The 15,097-nt window shown below is 74.9% G+C and carries 14 protein-coding genes; 8 read left to right on the plus strand and 6 right to left on the minus strand.

Annotation, left to right across the window (positions count from 1 at the left end):
- Positions 1-32 precede the first annotated feature (32 nt).
- Positions 33-1,337 carry a YeeE/YedE family protein gene (locus BM385_RS17510; RefSeq protein WP_093843611.1) on the plus strand — a complete coding sequence of 435 codons (1,305 nt, stop codon included), beginning with the start codon at positions 33-35 and terminating at the stop codon, positions 1,335-1,337.
- 63 nt (positions 1,338-1,400) lie between these two features.
- Here the strand turns inward: BM385_RS17510 and BM385_RS17515 are convergent, their stop codons facing one another.
- Together BM385_RS17515 and BM385_RS17520 are read right to left on the minus strand one after the other, a co-directional pair.
- Positions 1,401-2,123, minus strand: a complete 723-nt coding sequence (locus BM385_RS17515) for a TetR/AcrR family transcriptional regulator (RefSeq protein WP_019436037.1) — start codon at positions 2,121-2,123, stop codon at positions 1,401-1,403.
- 79 nt (positions 2,124-2,202) lie between these two features.
- Positions 2,203-3,378, minus strand: coding sequence for a site-2 protease family protein (locus BM385_RS17520; protein ID WP_019436036.1), 1,176 nt, complete (start codon positions 3,376-3,378; stop codon positions 2,203-2,205).
- 110 nt (positions 3,379-3,488) lie between these two features.
- Between BM385_RS17520 and polX the strand changes: the two genes are divergently transcribed.
- The gene (gene polX / locus BM385_RS17525; protein ID WP_019436035.1) at positions 3,489-5,225 is read left to right on the plus strand and encodes a DNA polymerase/3'-5' exonuclease PolX; all 1,737 of its coding nucleotides are present in this window, start codon (positions 3,489-3,491) and stop codon (positions 5,223-5,225) included.
- 223 nt (positions 5,226-5,448) lie between these two features.
- Positions 5,449-5,904 (plus strand): hypothetical protein, encoded by a 456-nt coding sequence (locus BM385_RS17530; RefSeq protein WP_026047818.1) that lies wholly within the window; start codon positions 5,449-5,451, stop codon positions 5,902-5,904.
- A 34-nt stretch (positions 5,905-5,938) separates the two neighbouring features.
- Here BM385_RS17530 and BM385_RS17535 read toward each other — a convergent pair whose 3' ends face one another.
- Positions 5,939-7,243, minus strand: a complete 1,305-nt coding sequence (locus BM385_RS17535) for a phosphoribosyltransferase family protein (RefSeq protein WP_093843612.1) — start codon at positions 7,241-7,243, stop codon at positions 5,939-5,941.
- A gap of 194 nt (positions 7,244-7,437) precedes the next feature.
- Here BM385_RS17535 and BM385_RS17540 point away from each other — a divergent pair, with 194 nt between their 5' ends.
- From BM385_RS17540 to BM385_RS27495, 5 genes are read left to right on the plus strand one after another with little or no spacing between them, the layout of a single operon-like run.
- Entirely contained in the window at positions 7,438-7,968 is a 531-nt protein-coding gene (locus BM385_RS17540; protein ID WP_019436033.1) for a DoxX family protein, read from the plus strand.
- Positions 7,965-9,320, plus strand: coding sequence for an ergothioneine biosynthesis glutamate--cysteine ligase EgtA (gene egtA, locus BM385_RS17545; protein ID WP_019436032.1), 1,356 nt, complete (start codon positions 7,965-7,967; stop codon positions 9,318-9,320). The genes BM385_RS17540 and egtA overlap by 4 nt, the downstream gene beginning before the upstream one ends.
- Positions 9,317-10,699, plus strand: a complete 1,383-nt coding sequence (egtB, locus tag BM385_RS17550) for an ergothioneine biosynthesis protein EgtB (protein WP_093843613.1) — start codon at positions 9,317-9,319, stop codon at positions 10,697-10,699. Before egtA ends, egtB begins: the two co-directional genes overlap by 4 nt.
- On the plus strand, positions 10,699-11,562 hold the full coding sequence (gene egtC, locus BM385_RS17555; protein WP_093843614.1) for an ergothioneine biosynthesis protein EgtC: 864 nt from the start codon (positions 10,699-10,701) through the stop codon (positions 11,560-11,562). The genes egtB and egtC overlap by 1 nt, the downstream gene beginning before the upstream one ends.
- 20 nt (positions 11,563-11,582) lie before the next feature.
- Positions 11,583-12,788 (plus strand): L-histidine N(alpha)-methyltransferase, encoded by a 1,206-nt coding sequence (locus tag BM385_RS27495; protein WP_276034613.1) that lies wholly within the window; start codon positions 11,583-11,585, stop codon positions 12,786-12,788.
- On the opposite strand, the gene BM385_RS27870 is transcribed toward BM385_RS27495, so the two are convergent.
- From BM385_RS27870 to BM385_RS17575, 3 genes are all read right to left on the minus strand, one after another.
- Entirely contained in the window at positions 12,748-13,611 is an 864-nt protein-coding gene (locus BM385_RS27870) for a DUF3152 domain-containing protein (RefSeq protein ID WP_308277284.1), read from the minus strand. The genes BM385_RS27495 and BM385_RS27870 overlap by 41 nt on opposite strands.
- Before the next feature lie 70 nt (positions 13,612-13,681).
- Complete coding sequence (locus tag BM385_RS17570; protein ID WP_093843615.1) at positions 13,682-14,497, minus strand: hypothetical protein; 816 nt, start codon at positions 14,495-14,497, stop codon at positions 13,682-13,684.
- Complete coding sequence (locus BM385_RS17575) at positions 14,494-15,048, minus strand: RNA polymerase sigma factor (protein ID WP_093843616.1); 555 nt, start codon at positions 15,046-15,048, stop codon at positions 14,494-14,496. Before BM385_RS17575 ends, BM385_RS17570 begins: the two co-directional genes overlap by 4 nt.
- Between the last annotated feature and the right edge of the window lie 49 nt (positions 15,049-15,097).

The raw sequence follows: 15,097 nt of genomic DNA on the forward strand, positions 1-15,097 counted from the left end.
GTGCGCCGCGCCGTACGTCCCGGAGACCCCCAGTGACCACCGCCCCCGCCGAAGCCGCCCCCGATACCGCGTCCGGAGCACGGACCTCACCCGCCACCGGCTGGCTGACCCCCGCCCCCACCTCCCTGCCCCGGCCGCCCGCCCCGCCGGCGCCGGCCGTGCGCCGCGGCCCGCTCGCCGCCTTCGGCGTCGCCGGTGCCGCCCTCACCGGCTATGTGTGGTCCGAACACGGCGCCAAGCAGGGCGTGCTGCTGCTGCTCGGCCTGGGCCTGGGCTTCGCGCTGTTCCACTCCCGGTTCGGCTTCACCTCCGCCTGGCGCCAGCTGGTCGCGGTCGGCAACGGCGCCGGGCTGCGCGCGCACGCCCTGCTGCTGGGCACCACCGCCACCCTCTTCGCGGTGATCATCGGTACCGGCACCGGCCTGTTCGGCTCGGAGCCGGCGCCGTCCGCCGGCCGGATCGGCCTCGGGCTGCTGATCGGGTCCTTCGTCTTCGCCATCGGCATGCAGCTGGGCGGCGCCTGCGCCTCCGGCACCCTGTTCGCGGTCGGCTCCGGGCAGTCCTCGATCGTGCTCACCCTCGGCGGCTTCATCGCCGGATCCACCCTCGCGGCCTGGCAGTTCGACCTGTGGCGGGACCTGCCGGCGTACGACGCGGTGGTGCTCTCCGACCATGTCGGCTGGCTCGGCTCCTGGGCCCTCACGCTGGCGGCACTGGCCGGCATCGTGGCGCTCACCCGGTACGTCCAGGCCCGCCGCAACCCGCCGCCGGCCGGGGTGGTGCCCACCGCCCGGGGCGCGGCCCGCGCGCTGCGCGGGTCCTGGCCGCTGGCGGCCGGCGCCGTCGTGCTCGCGCTCCTCGGCGCCGGGGTGCTGCTGGTCTCCGGCGGCGCCTGGGGCATCACCAGCGCGTTCGCGCTGTGGGGCTCCAAGATCGTCGGCGCGCTCGGCGGCTCCCCGGAGAGCTGGAGCTTCTGGCAGCAGCCGAACAACCAGGCGATGTTCGACGGCGCCGTGCTCGCCGACAAGAACAGCCTCACCGACATCGGCATCATGCTCGGCGCCGGCCTCGCCGCGGCGCTCGGCGGCACCTGGGCGCTGCACCGCGGCATCCCGGCCCGTACCGCGGTGGCGGCCGTGGTCGGCGGCATCCTGATGGGCATCGGGGCCCGGCTGGCCGGGGGCTGCAACATCGGCGCCTACCTCGCGGGCATCGCCTCCGGCAGCCTGCACGGCTGGATCTGGGGCGCGGTCGCGCTGGCCGGCACCTGGGCCGGGCTGCGGCTGCGCCCGCTCTTCGGGCTGGCCAACCCCCGGCCCAAGGACAGCGTCTGCTGAACCGCCGCTGCGCCCCGACGCGTACGGCCGGTCCGCACCCGGGGCCGGTCCGGCCCCGCCGGGTCAGTCCTTGGGGGCCAGCGCGGCCAGGGTCCGTTCCAGGAGCCCGTCCAGCTGGCCGCCCGGCTCCTCCAGCGCCGCCGCCCCGCGCAGCACGCCCGCCGTCTGCCCGTCCCGCCCGGCCGTGACCACCAGCTGCGCCACGAACTGGTCCATCAGCCAGTCCCGCAGCTCATCCAGCGCCGGCTCCTTGTTCTCGTCCAGCCAGATCAGCGAGGCCGCCTCCACCGTGGTGATCCAGGTGCGCACCACCAGCAGCAGCCGCGGCCCCGGCTCGGAGACCTGCATATGGGCGAATAACTGACCGGCGGCGGCGTGCCGTACCCGGTCCACGATCGTGGAGGTACGGGAGGTGCGCACCACGCTGCCGCCCTTGAGCAGCGCCACGAACCCCTCGTCGTGCGCGTCCACGAACGCCAGATAGCGGTCCAGGCCCAGCCCGAGCCGTCGGCTGAGCGGCCCCTCGTGCGGCACCGCGAAGCAGCCCTCCAGCTGGTCGGCGGCCTTGCGCAGCGCCGCCTCGTACAACTGCTGCTTGCCGCCGGGGAAGTAGCGGTACACCAGCGGGCGGGAGACACCGGCCTCGCGGGCCACGTCGTCCAGCGAGACGTCCTCGGGCGCCTGGCGGGCGAACAGCCGCTGGGCGCTGGTGATCAGCTGGGCATGACGCTCCTCGACGCTGAGTCTGCGGTAGGCCGGACCGGTGAGGGCGGGGCGGCTGCTCATGAACGGAAAGCGTAGTCCGCCGGGCGGCGGCGCCGGGGCGCGGACCGTTCCCCGGAACGCTCCGGCACCGCCCCGCACCTCACCCCCCGGCGCCCCACCCGCCGGGCGCGGGATGCTGCTGCCGGGCGGTGAGCACCCCCACCATGCGGCTCACGTCGGACGGCGACAGCACCCCGACCAGTACCCCGTCCTCCACCACCAGGATCCGCCGGGACGCGCCCGGTTCGAGCTGCGGCAGCACATCGGCGAGCGGGTCGCCCGGCGCCACCACCCGGGTCTCGGCGAGCGGCTGCATGATCTCCGCCATCGTGGTGCTCTCCCGCCCGTCCCGGGGCACCTGTCCGGCCCGCTCCAGCGTCACCAGGCCCACCGGCCGGCCGGGACCGCCCTCCGGCACCACCTCGACCACCGGGAACGCCGAGTGCCGCGAGCGCATCAGGACGTCCTCCAGGAACTCCCGCACGCTCAGCCCGGCCGGTACGGTCACCGGCGCGTGCGACATCGTCTGCTCCACCGACACCCCCGCCAGCACCTCCCGCAGCCGCGCCTGCCGGCCCTCCGCCGAGGCGGCCATCACCAGGAACCAGCCGATCAGCGCCAGCCACAGCCCGCCGAACGCCGCGCCCCACAGGAAGGAGAACAGGCCCAGACCCACCAGCACCCAGCCGAAGACCTGACCGGCGCGGGCCGCGCCCTCCATGGCCCGCAGCCGGTCGCCGCCGCGCCACCACAGGTACGCGCGCAGCAGCCGCCCGCCGTCCAGCGGGGCGGCCGGGACGGCGTTGAAGACGGCCAGCAGGATGTTGATCGCCGCCAGCCACACCGCCCCCTCCACCACCAGCGCGGAGGCGGACAGTGCGTCCAGCAGCCAGGCCAGCAGCGCGAAGGCGCCGCCCAGGATCAGGCTCACCAGCGGCCCGACCCCGGCGATCCGCAGCTCGGCGCCCGGGTCGGGCGCCTCGGTACGGATCCGGGTGGCGCCGCCCAGCAGCCACAGCACGATGTCGTCCACCCCCACCCCGTTGCGCCGGGCCACCACCGCGTGCGCCAGTTCGTGGGCGAGCAGCGAGACGAAGAAGACCACGGCCGTGATCAGCCCGATGAGGGTGTACAGCGCCCAGGAACGCCCGGGGTGGTCCTCCGGCAGCCGGCCGGCCGCCAGCCCGAAGGCGATCAGGGCGAAGATCAGCAGCACGCTCCAGTGGACCCCGACCTTGACGCCCATGATCCGCCCCAGCGGAAAGGTCGCCCGCACAGCCCGCCTCCTTCCGGATCGGCCCGGCCCGCGCCGGAGCCCGGGCCGCGAACGGAATACGCCGGGTACCCGTGCTGCGGAATCCCATTCCCGTCCCTAGACTGAACGACGTGGCCCGGCCCAATGAGGAGATCGAGGCGCTGCTCAACGAATACGCCGACCTCCTCTCCATCACCGGCGGAGACGCGTTCAAGGCACGCGCCTACGAAAAGGCGGCGCGCGCCATCGGCGGTTATCCGGAGGATGTTTCGCGGCTGGACGACAAGGGGCTGCGGGAGATCCCGAACGTCGGGAAATCCATCGCCGACAAGGTCGCCGAATTCCTGCGGACCGGCCATCTGAAGGTGCTGGACGAGCGCCGCACCGCGATCCCCGCCGGGGTCAGGGAACTGATCACCATCCCCACCCTCGGCCCGAAGAAGGCAATGCAGCTCCACCGGGAGCTGGGCATCGCCTCGGTCGACGCCCTGGTGAAGGCCATCGAGGGCGACGAGCTGCGCGGGCTGAAGGGCTTCGGCCCCAAGACGGCGGACAACATCCTGCACGGCGTGGAACTCATGCAGCAGGCCGGGGACCGCATCCTGCTCAGCGCGGCCACCGACATCGCCGAGGAGACGGTGGCGGCGCTGCGCGAGGCCACCGGCTGCGACCCCGAGCACTGTGTGTACGCCGGTTCGCTGCGCCGGATGCGGGAGACGATCGGCGACATCGACCTCCTGGTGGCCTCCGAGGACCCCGCATCCGTGATGGACGCGTTCATCGCGCTGCCGCACACCGCCGAGGTGATCGCGCACGGCGAGAAGAAGACCTCGGTGCGCACCGTCAAGGGGCTCCAGCTCGACCTGCGGGTGCTGCCGCCCGCGTCCTTCGGCGCGGGGCTCCAGTACTTCACCGGATCGCAGGCGCACAACATCCGCACCCGGGAGATCGCCGTCCGCAAGGGGCTGAAGCTGTCGGAGTACGGCCTCTTCCACGCCAAGTCGGGCCGCCGTAAGGCCGCCGCGACCGAGGAGGAGGTGTACGCGGCGCTCGGGCTGCCGTGGATCCCGCCCACGCTGCGCGAGGACCGGGGCGAGGTGGCGGCGGGGCTGGCCGGCGAGCTGCCGCGGCTGGTCACCGAGGACGACCTGCGCGGTGACCTGCACACCCACACCGATCTGACGGACGGTCTCTCCTCGCTGGAGGACATGGTGGCCACCGCGGCGGCGCGCGGCTACGCGTACTACGCGGTCACCGACCACGCGCCGAAGCTGTCCATGCAGCGGATGACGGACGAGAAGATCCTGGCGCAGCGCGAGCAACTGCGGGCGCTCGCCGGCCGGTACAAGAAGATGCGGCTGCTGCACGGCACGGAACTGAACATCGGCCCGGACGGCGAGGTGGACTGGCCGGGCGAGTTCCTGGCGGGCTTCGACCTGTGCGTGGCCTCCATCCACTCGCACTTCACCCTGGACCGCGCGGCGCAGACCCGGCGGCTGATCCGGGCGTGCGAGAACCCGTACGTCGCCGTCATCGGGCATCCGACCACCCGGCAGATCGGCCGCCGGCCGCCCATCGACGCGGATCTGGACGCGGTCTTCGCGGCCTGCGCCCAAACGGGTACGGCGCTGGAGGTGAACTCCCATCCGCACCGGCTCGACCTCAACGACGAACTCATCCTGCGGGCCAGGCACCACGGCGCGGTGTTCGCCATCGACAGCGACGCCCACTCCACCACCCATCTGGCGCACACACGGTACGGCGTGGGCACCGCGCAGCGCGGCTGGCTGACCCCGGACGAGGTGATCAATACCTGGACGTGGCAGCGGCTGAAGAGTTTCCTGGCGAAGAAAAGGAAAAGCGCATGATGGGGGTGCGGCTTTCCCCGTGCTTTCCCGGCTCTTTCTCCGGACTTTCTCGGCAACGGCTCGGTAACCGTCGGCGTAATTCACCCCGTTGAGGTGGCGGCCGGCGGACAGCGCTCACTATCGTGCGATGCCGTGAAGCGCGGACCGAGGGGTCCACGGAGAATACGGAAAATACGGGGGAATTCCTGTGCGCATACGGGTTCGACATGGTGTTCCGGCGGCGGTGGCCGCCGCCGCGCTGCTGCTGACCGGCTGCGGCGGTGACGACGACTCCGGCGGGTCGGGGGCGGCCGGCGGGTTCCTCTCCGGTGGCGGTTCCGGAGCGCCGGAGGGTGACAGCGGCGGGGACCGGGTGCCGCCGGAGCCGGGGGAGGGGGACGCCGGCTGGTACGCCCGCTGGGAGGGGGACGGCATCACCGTCTGGACCACGGCGGACGGTGTGCTGTACGGCAACTCCGCGACCGGCGATGTCTGCACCCAGAACGAGGGCATCCGGGGCGGTCTCGACTGGGAGCCCGTGCTGTTCCAGTGCGAGCAGGCGGGGCTGAAGAACGTCAGGTTCGAACGGGACGGCGACACGCTCTCGATGGAGTGGAGCGACCGGACCGAGGAGGTCGGCGCGGTGGAGAGCCTCGCGGACCGGACGGTGGACCTCGACGCGCTCAGGGCCGGTCTGTAGAAGGAGGGGTGTCAGGCGGCCCGGGCACGCTGTGTCAGGCGGCCCGGGCGCTGCCCGGGCCGGAGGCCGCCTCCGGCAGGTGAGCCAGGAACCAGTCTTGGGCCAGTTCGGCGACCTCCGAGAGGGCCCCGGGTTCCTCGAAGAGATGGGTGGCGCCCGGCACCACCGTCAGCCGGGTCTCGCCGCGCAGCTGCTCCTGGGCCTCGCGGTTCAGCTCGATCACCGGCTCGTCCCGGCCGCCCACGATCAGCAGGGTGGGCGCGTGCACCTCGGTCAGCCGGGGCCCGGCCAGGTCGGGCCGCCCGCCCCGTGACACCACCGCCGCGACGGCCCCGTCCCCCTGCTCGGCGGCGGCCCACAGGGCGGCGGCAGCCCCGGTGCTGGCGCCGAAGTAGCCGACGGGCAGTTCGGGATGGCGCTCGCGCAGCCAGCGGGTCGCCTCGCGCAGCCGGCCGGCCAGCAGCCGGGTGTCGAAGACACTGGCCCGGTCGGACTCCTCCTCGCCGGTCAGCAGATCGAAGAGCAGCGTGCCGAGCCCGGCCTGCCGCATCGCCTCGGCGACGAACCGGTTGCGCGGGCTGAGCCGGCCGCTGCCGCTGCCGTGCGCGAACATCACCACGCCGATGGCGCCCACCGGCACCAGCAGTTCGCCGGTCAGCGTCCGCCGCCGGCCGTCCCGGTCCACCACCGGGATGCCGGCCTCCTCGGGCCGGGCGTGCGCCAGACAGGCGACGACCTCCTGGTCGGTGGTCGGCGCGAAATCCTCGTAGAACTGCCCGACCGCCGCGAAGTCGGCCGGGGTCAGCGGACAGACCAGCTCATCGGCGTCCCGGCCCACCCGGGCCGCCCAGTCCGGTGGCGCCACCGGCACGGCGAGCACCACCCGCGCGGCGCCCCGCTCCCGCGCCGAGCGGCAGGCGGCCCGCGCGGTGGCGCCGGTGGCCATCCCGTCGTCCACGACCAGCGCCGTCCGCCCGCGCAGTGACACCCGGGGCCGGCCGGCCCGGTACGCCTGCGCCCGGCGGGTCAGCTCGGTCCGCTCGGTGCGCTCCACGGCCGCCAGCTCCCGGTCGGTGATGTGGGCGCCCCTGATGACCTCGTCATTGATGATCCGGGCGCCGTCCTCCCCGATCGCGCCCATCGCCACCTCCGGCTGGAACGGCACCCCGAGCTTGCGGACCACCCCGACGTCCAGCGGCGCCCACAGCGCCCTGGCCACCTCGGCGGCCACCGGCACCCCGCCCCGGGACAGCCCGATGACGACCACGTCCTGCCCGCGCAGGTGCCCCACGGCGACGGCCAGCCGCCGCCCCGCGTCGAGCCGGTCCACGAAGGTCATGCCTCAGCCCTCCTTCACCCCTTCTCCTTCCATGGCACCACCCCGGCTCCCATTCCGCACACCCCGGCCGCGGTGCCCCGCGCCCGGTGTCCGCCCGCCCGGATGGGTCACCTGCGGCGGCGGGCCGGGGAGCGGGCCGGGAGACTGGTGAGGTGTTTGTCCGGAAAGGCCGAAAAATCCGAAAGGGAGGCGGCATGGCGCGTTCACGGCGGCAGGACGCCGGGCTGCTGGTGCTGCGCGCCGGCACCGGCGGGGTGCTCTTCGCCCACGGCGCCCAGATCCTCTTCGGCTGGTTCGGCGGCCCTGGCCTCGCCGCCGCCTCCGTCGGCATGGAACGGATGGGCTTCCGCCCCGGCCGCCCCAGCGCCCTGCTCGCCGGAGGCTCCCAGCTGGCCGGCGGCACCCTGCTCGCGGCCGGACTCGCCACCCCCGTCGCCGGAGCCGTCGCCGCCGGCGCCATGGCCGGGGCGGTCGCCGTCCACACCCCGGGCGGCTTCTTCTCCGTCTCCGGCGGCTACGAGTTCCCCGCCCTCCTCGGCTGGACCGCCGCCGCGCTCGGCATCGCGGGACCGGGCCGCTACTCCGCCGACCACCTCACCGGCCACCGCCTGAACCGGCCCCGCACGGCCCGCCTCGCCTTCCTGGCCACCGCCGCCCTCACCGCCGCCGTCCTGCGCCGCCGCGCCGCCCGCCTCCCCCACGGACCCGAGGAGCCCACCCCATGACGACCGCACCCGCCGCCGTCCCCCTGCGGGAAGCCGACGCCGAGGCCCACATCGGCGGTACCTGCTTCACCACCGGACCACCCGGCCGCGTCGGTGCCGAACTGGAGTGGCTCGTCCACGACCGCGCCGACCCGCGCCGCATGGTGCCCGCCCGCCGTGTCGACGCCGCCCTCGCCGCCCTGGAGCGGCCCGGCACCGCCGGACTGCCCTGCGGCAGCCGGCTCACCCGCGAACCCGGCGGCCAGGTCGAGCTGAGCACCCCGCCCGCCGCCTCCCTCACCGAGGCCGTCCGCGCCACCGCCACCGACCTCGCCGCCGTCCGCTCCGCCCTGGCCGGCGAAGGACTGGCCACCGGCCCCCTCGGCCTGGAACCCGTCCGCGACCTGCCCCGCGTCCTGCACCACCCCCGCTACGGCGCCATGGAATCCTCCTTCGACCGGGCAGGACCGTGGGGCCGGGTGATGATGCGGGCCACCGCCTCCGTCCAGATCAACCTCGACGCGGGCGACGACTCGGACGGCCCCACCGGCTACCGCTACCGCTGGCGGCTCGCCCACCGGCTCGGCCCGGTGCTGGTCGCCGCGTTCGCCAACTCCCCGCTGTGGCGGGGCCGCCGCACCGGCTGGGTCTCCACCCGGCAGGCCATCTGGGCCCGCATGGACCCCACCCGCACCCGGCCGCCCGACGCCGACCCCACCGACACCGACCCCCGTACCGCCTGGACCCGCTACGTCCTGGACGCCCACCTGCTGTGCGTCCGCCGCACCCCGCCCGCCGGCTGGGACGCGCCCGGCGGAGTGACGTTCCGCTCCTGGCTGCGCGGCGCACTCGGCGACCACCGCCCCCGGCCGGACGACCTCGACTACCACCTCGGCACCCTCTTCCCGCCCGTCCGCCCGCGCGGCTGGCTCGAACTGCGCATGGTGGACGCGCAGAGCGGCGACCGCTGGGCCGTACCGCTGGCCCTCGCCGCCACCCTGCTCGACGACCCGGTCGCCGCCGAGGCCGCCCACGCCGCCACCGAACCCCTCACCCGCGGCCGGCCGCACCCACCCACCGCCGTCTGGCTGCGCGCCGCCCAGCGCGGCCCCGCCGACCCCGAACTCGGCCGCGCCGTCCGCGCCTGCTTCGCCGCCGCCGACGCAGCGCTCGGCCGCGACCCGCACGCCGCCGGCCTGCGCGGCGTCGTCGCCGACTTCGCCGACCGGTACGCCGCCCGTGGACGCTGCCCCGCCGACGACCACCTGCACCCCGACCGCCCCGCCCGCCCCGGCCCCGTCCACCGGCAGCACACCACCCACCAGGCCGACCGCCCCGCCGATCCGCCCGCCCCCGGGAGGTACCGGCCATGAGCGAGTACACCCTGCCCCGCGACCCGGCGGAACTCGCCGACGCCCTCGCCCCCGAGGCCGTCCTCGACGCCGCCCGGCGCCGCACCCTGGCCCTCACCGACTGCCTCGGCGACGACGAACTCATGGCCCAGCACTCCCCGCTGATGTCCCCGCTCGGCTGGGACCTGGCGCACATCGGCAACCAGGAGGAGATCTGGCTGGTCCGCCGGGCCGGCGGCCGGCCGCCGCTGCGCCCCGACCTCGACCCGCTGTACGACGCCTTCCGGCACCCGCGCGCCGACCGCCCCGCCCTGCCGCTGCTGAAACCCGGGCCGGCCCGCCGCTACCTCGCCGAGGTACGCGAAGCGGCCCTGGAGATCCTGGAGTCCACCCCCCGCCACGCGGACAGCCCCGACCCGCTGCTCCGCCACGGCTTCGTCTTCGGCATGATCGCCCAGCACGAACAGCAGCACGACGAGACCATGCTCGCCACCCACCAGCTGCGGTCCGGGCCCCCCGTGCTCGACGCCCCGCCGCCCCCGCCCGCCCCGGCGGACGCCGCCGGCCTGCCCGCCGAGGTCCTGGTACCGGGCGGCCCCTTCACCATGGGCACCAGCACCGACCCCTGGGCCCTGGACAACGAACGCCCCGCCCACAGCGTCGAACTGCCGCCGTTCTGGCTCGACACCGTGCCCGTCACCAACGCCGCCTACCAGGACTTCATCGACGACGGCGGCTACGCCGACCCCCGCTGGTGGGACCCGGCCGGCTGGGAGCACCGGATCCGCGCGGACCTCAGCGCCCCGCAGTTCTGGCAGCGCGACGGCGCGCACGGCTCCTGGTACCGGCGCCGCTTCGGCCGCACCGAACCGGTGCCGCCCGACCAGCCCGTGCTGCACGTGTGCTGGTACGAGGCCGACGCGTACGCCCGCTGGGCCGGCCGCCGGCTGCCCACCGAGGCCGAATGGGAGAAGGCCGCCCGCCACGACCCGGCCACCGGGCGCGACACGCGCTACCCCTGGGGCGACGACAGCCCCGAGCCCGACCGGGCCGGGCTCGGCCAGCGCCACCTCCAGCCCGCCCCGGCCGGCTCCCACCCGGCCGGCGCCGCCCCCAGCGGCGCCCGGCAACTGCTCGGCGACGTCTGGGAGTGGACCGCCTCCGGCTTCACCCCCTACCCCGGGTTCACCGCCTTCCCCTACCGCGAGTACAGCGAGGTCTTCTTCCCCGCGCCCGGCGCCCCGAGCCCGTACAAGGTGCTGCGCGGCGGCTCCTTCGCCACCGACCCGGTGGCCTGCCGCTCCACCTTCCGCAACTGGGACCACCCGGTCCGCCGCCAGATCTTCGCCGGCTTCCGCACCTGCCGCGACGCCGTACCCGCCGACGAGGGGAGACCCTGATGTGCCGCCACCTCGCCTATCTGGGCATCGCCCCGATCTCCCTGGCCGAACTGCTCACCGCACCGCCCGGCAGCCTGTACGAACAGTCCTGGGCGCCGCGCAAACAGCAGCACGGCACGGTCAACGCCGACGGCTTCGGCATCGGCTGGTACCCCGGCGACCCGTACGAGGGCGCCGAACCCGCCCGCTACCGGCGCGCCCTGCCGATCTGGAACGACCGCAACCTGCCCGAGCTGACCGCCGCCATCGCCAGCACCGCCGTCCTGGCCGCGGTCCGCTCCGCCACCCCCGGCACCAGCCCGGACGAGGCCGTCACCGCCCCGTACCGCTCGGGCCGCTGGCTGTTCTCCCACAACGGCGCCATCGACGCCTGGGAGCGCCTCCCCGACGACCTCGGCCCGGCCGCCGGACCGCTGCGCACCGCCGACCTGCTCGCCGGGGCCGGCCGCTGCGACTCCGCCCTGCTGTGGACGCTTCTGGAGCGCCGGCTGGCGGCCGGCCTGCCGCCGGTGGACGCGGTCGCCGCCCTGGTGCGCGCCGTGGCCGCCGTCCGCCCCGCCGCCCGGCTGAACCTGCTGCTCACCGACGGGGACACCGTCATCGCCACCCGGCACGGCGACTCCCTGTGGTACGCGCAGACGCCCGGCCGGGTCCTGGTCGCCTCCGAGCCCACCCCCGGACTCACCAGCGGCGGCGCGGCCGACTGGCGGGAGATCCCGGAGGGCTCGCTGGTGCTCGCCACCCGCTCGGGGGTGCGCAGCGCCCCGCTGCGGCCCGCGTCCGACGCCGGGCGCGGCCACCCCCGTACCGCGCGCCGGCCCGGGCCCGCGCCGATCCTCACCGTGGAAGGGACCAACCCGTGACGGACACCCCCCGCTTCACCCTGGAGAACCTGCTGCCCGCCGGCCACCGGGCCACCTCGCTGGCCGAGGACGTCAGAAACGGCCTGACCGGCATGCCCAAGACGCTGCCGCCCAAATGGTTCTACGACGAACGCGGCAGCAAGCTCTTCGACCGCATCACCCGGCTCCCCGAGTACTACCTGACCCGCGCCGAGCGGCAGATCCTGCGCGCCCGTGCCCCCGAGATCGCCGCACTCACCGGCGCCCGGGTGCTGGTCGAGCTGGGCTCCGGCTCCTCCCGCAAGACCCGGATGCTGGTGGACGCGCTCAGCGGGGTGGCCACCGCCGGCCCCGCCGGGCCGCAGCTGGGCCCCGCGATGGACGTGGCGCTCGGCCTGCCCCGGGCGCTCGGCAAGGGGCGCAAACGCAAGAAGCCGCCCGCCGAGGAGCCCCCCGACCCCGAACCGGACGCCGTCACCGTCACCGGCACCATGACGGCCGAGCCGCCCGGCGACCCCGGTGCCGCCACCGGCGCGGCGCCCGGCGGCGCGGCGCCGGCCGGCACCCTGGAGCTGTACGCGCCCATCGACGTCAGCGAATCGGCGCTCCAGGAGGCCGGCGACGCCCTGTGCCGCGACTACCCGGAGCTGCGGGTGCACGCCACCGTCGCCGACTTCGACACCGGGCTGGTGCTGCCCGACCTGCCAGGGCCCCGGCTGATCGCCTTCCTCGGCAGCACCCTCGGCAACTTCGACCCCGCCCGGCGCGCCGCCTTCTACGCCGAACTGCGCGGCCTGCTGCGGCCGGAGGACGCCCTGCTGCTCGGCGTGGACCTGGTCAAGGACCCGGCCACGATGCGCCGCGCCTACAACGACGAGCAGGGCGTCACCCCGGAGTTCAACAAGAACGTCCTGCGCGTCCTCAACCGCGAACTGGGAGCCGACTTCGACCTCAACGACTTCGACCACCGCGCCGTGTGGAACGAGGAGGAGGAGCGGATGGAGATGCGGCTGTGGTCCCGGTTCTCCCAGACCGTCCGGATCCCGGCGCTGGGCATGACGGTGGACTTCGGCCGCGGCGAGGAGACCCGTACGGAGATCTCCACGAAGTTCCGGCGGGCCGGCCTCACCGAGGAACTGCTGGCCGCCGGGCTGGCCGTGGACCACTGGTGGACCGACCCGCAGGACCGTTTCGCCCTGCTGCTGGTCACCGCTCCGGGTTCGGCCACGGATTCGGCAGACAGCTGACGTCGGAGCCGGGGGTGGTCAGGGTCTTGGTCTGCTGCATCATGACCGGGGCCAGGGCCCCCTCGGTGGTACAGGTGTGGTGCCCGTGGCCGAGCCGGTGGCCGACCTCGTGGTTGATGACCATGTGCCGGTAGCCGGCGATGTCGTCGCCGAAGGTGTCGGACCCCCGGGCGAACCGCCACGCGTTGATCATGACCCGCTCGGTGTAGGCCACATCGCAGGAGACGTTGTCCTCCCAGGTGTCCAGGCCCACCTTGGCGCACCACTCGGCCGTGGTGCCCGGGCTGGCCAGGGTGATCACGAAATCCGGGGTGCCGGCGGAGATCCGGGCGAACCCGCGCCGCCCGTCGCTGCCCCAGCTGCGCGGGTCGTTCAGCGTGCGGTGCACCACCTCGGCGAAGAACTCCGGATCCACCGGCAGGCCCTTCTCCACATCCACCCGGTAGCGGTACACGCGGGCCGCGTCCGGGTCGGCCGCCGCATCGCTGCCGGGGACCGGGACCAGCTCCCCGGAGCCGGTCAGCTCCGGGTCGAGGTCGATCACGGTCGTCAGCAACTCCTCGTACCCGGCCGGCTCCTCCGGGCCGCTCTCCTCGGCGGCCCCGTCCGCGCCCCGCTCGCCGGTACCGGAACCACCGCCCTCGGGGCCGGGCCGGGGGGCGGCGACGCCGACCGTGGGATCGCCGGTGCCGTTCTTGGCGCCCTGCGGATCGTGGGGGAGCAGCTGGGCGGACGGGCCGGCCAGGGCGAGGAGTATCACCGCCGAGGCCGCCGAGGCACCCAGGAACCAGCCGATCCGCAGTCTGCGCACAGAGGACTTCATGGAGCATTCACCGTCAAACGTCGCCGAACCGTCACGGATACTCTTCTTTGTCGACTGCCCGCTGGTACCGCTATGCGATGAGAAGGCGGGCGATGTCATCCATTTGGACGTCGTCCAGCGGCCTCGGCACCGCCGGGTCGCCGGTGACCGTCACCGACACGCTCTGGAAGGCGGAGATCCGGCGCTCCAGCGTGGTGACCGGCCCCGCGGTCACCACGACGGCCTCCGGAGCGGTGTCGTGCACCGTCCCGTCGTCCGGCACGTCGATGCGGGCAGCCGCGTCGGCCAGGACCCGGCACGGGCCGTCCGCCCCGGCGTCCGCCCCGGCCCGGCAGGCCGGCGGCTCCAGGCTGCCGAAGGACAGGCTCTCCAGCCGCACGGTGGCCTCGAACTCCTGGCCCCCGGCGGTCAGCGTCAGGGCGAACTCCCAGGTGAACAGGGTGCTCTCCGAACCGGGGTACGCGCTGTCGTCCCGCACCCACCCGATCTCGAAGCCCTTCGCCGCGCCGGCCGGGACCGACGCGAGCCGGGCACCGATGTCCTGCGCCACCGCCGCGTACTGCTCCGCGCTGTACGAGAACTGCTCCGGGGCCGGCCACAGCAGCGGCACCGGTACCTCGGTGCCGGGACCGGGAGCCGGTGTGGCCGTGGCCGGCGCGGTGGCCGGCGGCACCGGGGCCGGCAGCGGCGGGGTGGGCGACAGCAGGCCGGGCAGGGTGGTGCCGGCGACGGCGATCAGCACGGTGCCCAGTACGGCGCCGGTCAGCGCACGCCGCCGCCGCCGCTCGTGCCGGGCCCGGCCGACCAGGGCGTCCAGGTCGAGGCGCAGCGGGGGCTCGTCCGCCGCCGCGCGGGCCAGCAGCCGGCGGATCTCGTCCTCCCTCATGACAGCCGGCTCAGCGCGCGCGGCCCGCTGAGCGCCGGGGCGCTCCGGTACCGGCCGAGATGCCCGCGCAGCGCGGAGAGGCCGCGCGCCGTCTGGCTCTTCACATTGCCCTCCGAGCAGCCCAGCGCCACGGCGGTGTCCGCGATCGACAGATCGTCGAAGAACCGCAGCACCACGGTCGCCCGCTGCCGGGGCGGCAGCCGCAGCAGCGCCCCGTGCACCAGCCCGCGCAGGTGCATCCGGTCGGCGACGTCCTCGGGACCGGCCGCCGGGTCGACGACCTCGGGGACCGCGGAGAAGCTCTGCTCGGAGCGGCGCCAGGGCTTGCGCTTCTCGTCCAGCCAGGTGCGCAGCAGCACCCGGCGCACGAACGGCTGGAGCTCCCCGTGCCGGTCCAGCCGCGGCCAGGAGCGGTACACCTTGATCAGCGCGGTCTGCATCAGATCCTCCGCCAGATGCCAGTCGCCGCACAGGAGATAGGCGGTACGGCGCAGCGAGCCGGCCTCCCGTGCGGCGAAGTCCCGGAACTGCTGTTCTTCGTGGCGGCGCATGAGCCCCCCTTTCACCCTTTTCACGGGGCGGGCGCCGGAAAGGTTGCAG

The sequence above is a fragment of the Streptomyces harbinensis genome (assembly GCF_900116145.1).
GTDB classification, from domain to species: Bacteria; Actinomycetota; Actinomycetes; order Streptomycetales; family Streptomycetaceae; genus Streptomyces; species Streptomyces carpaticus.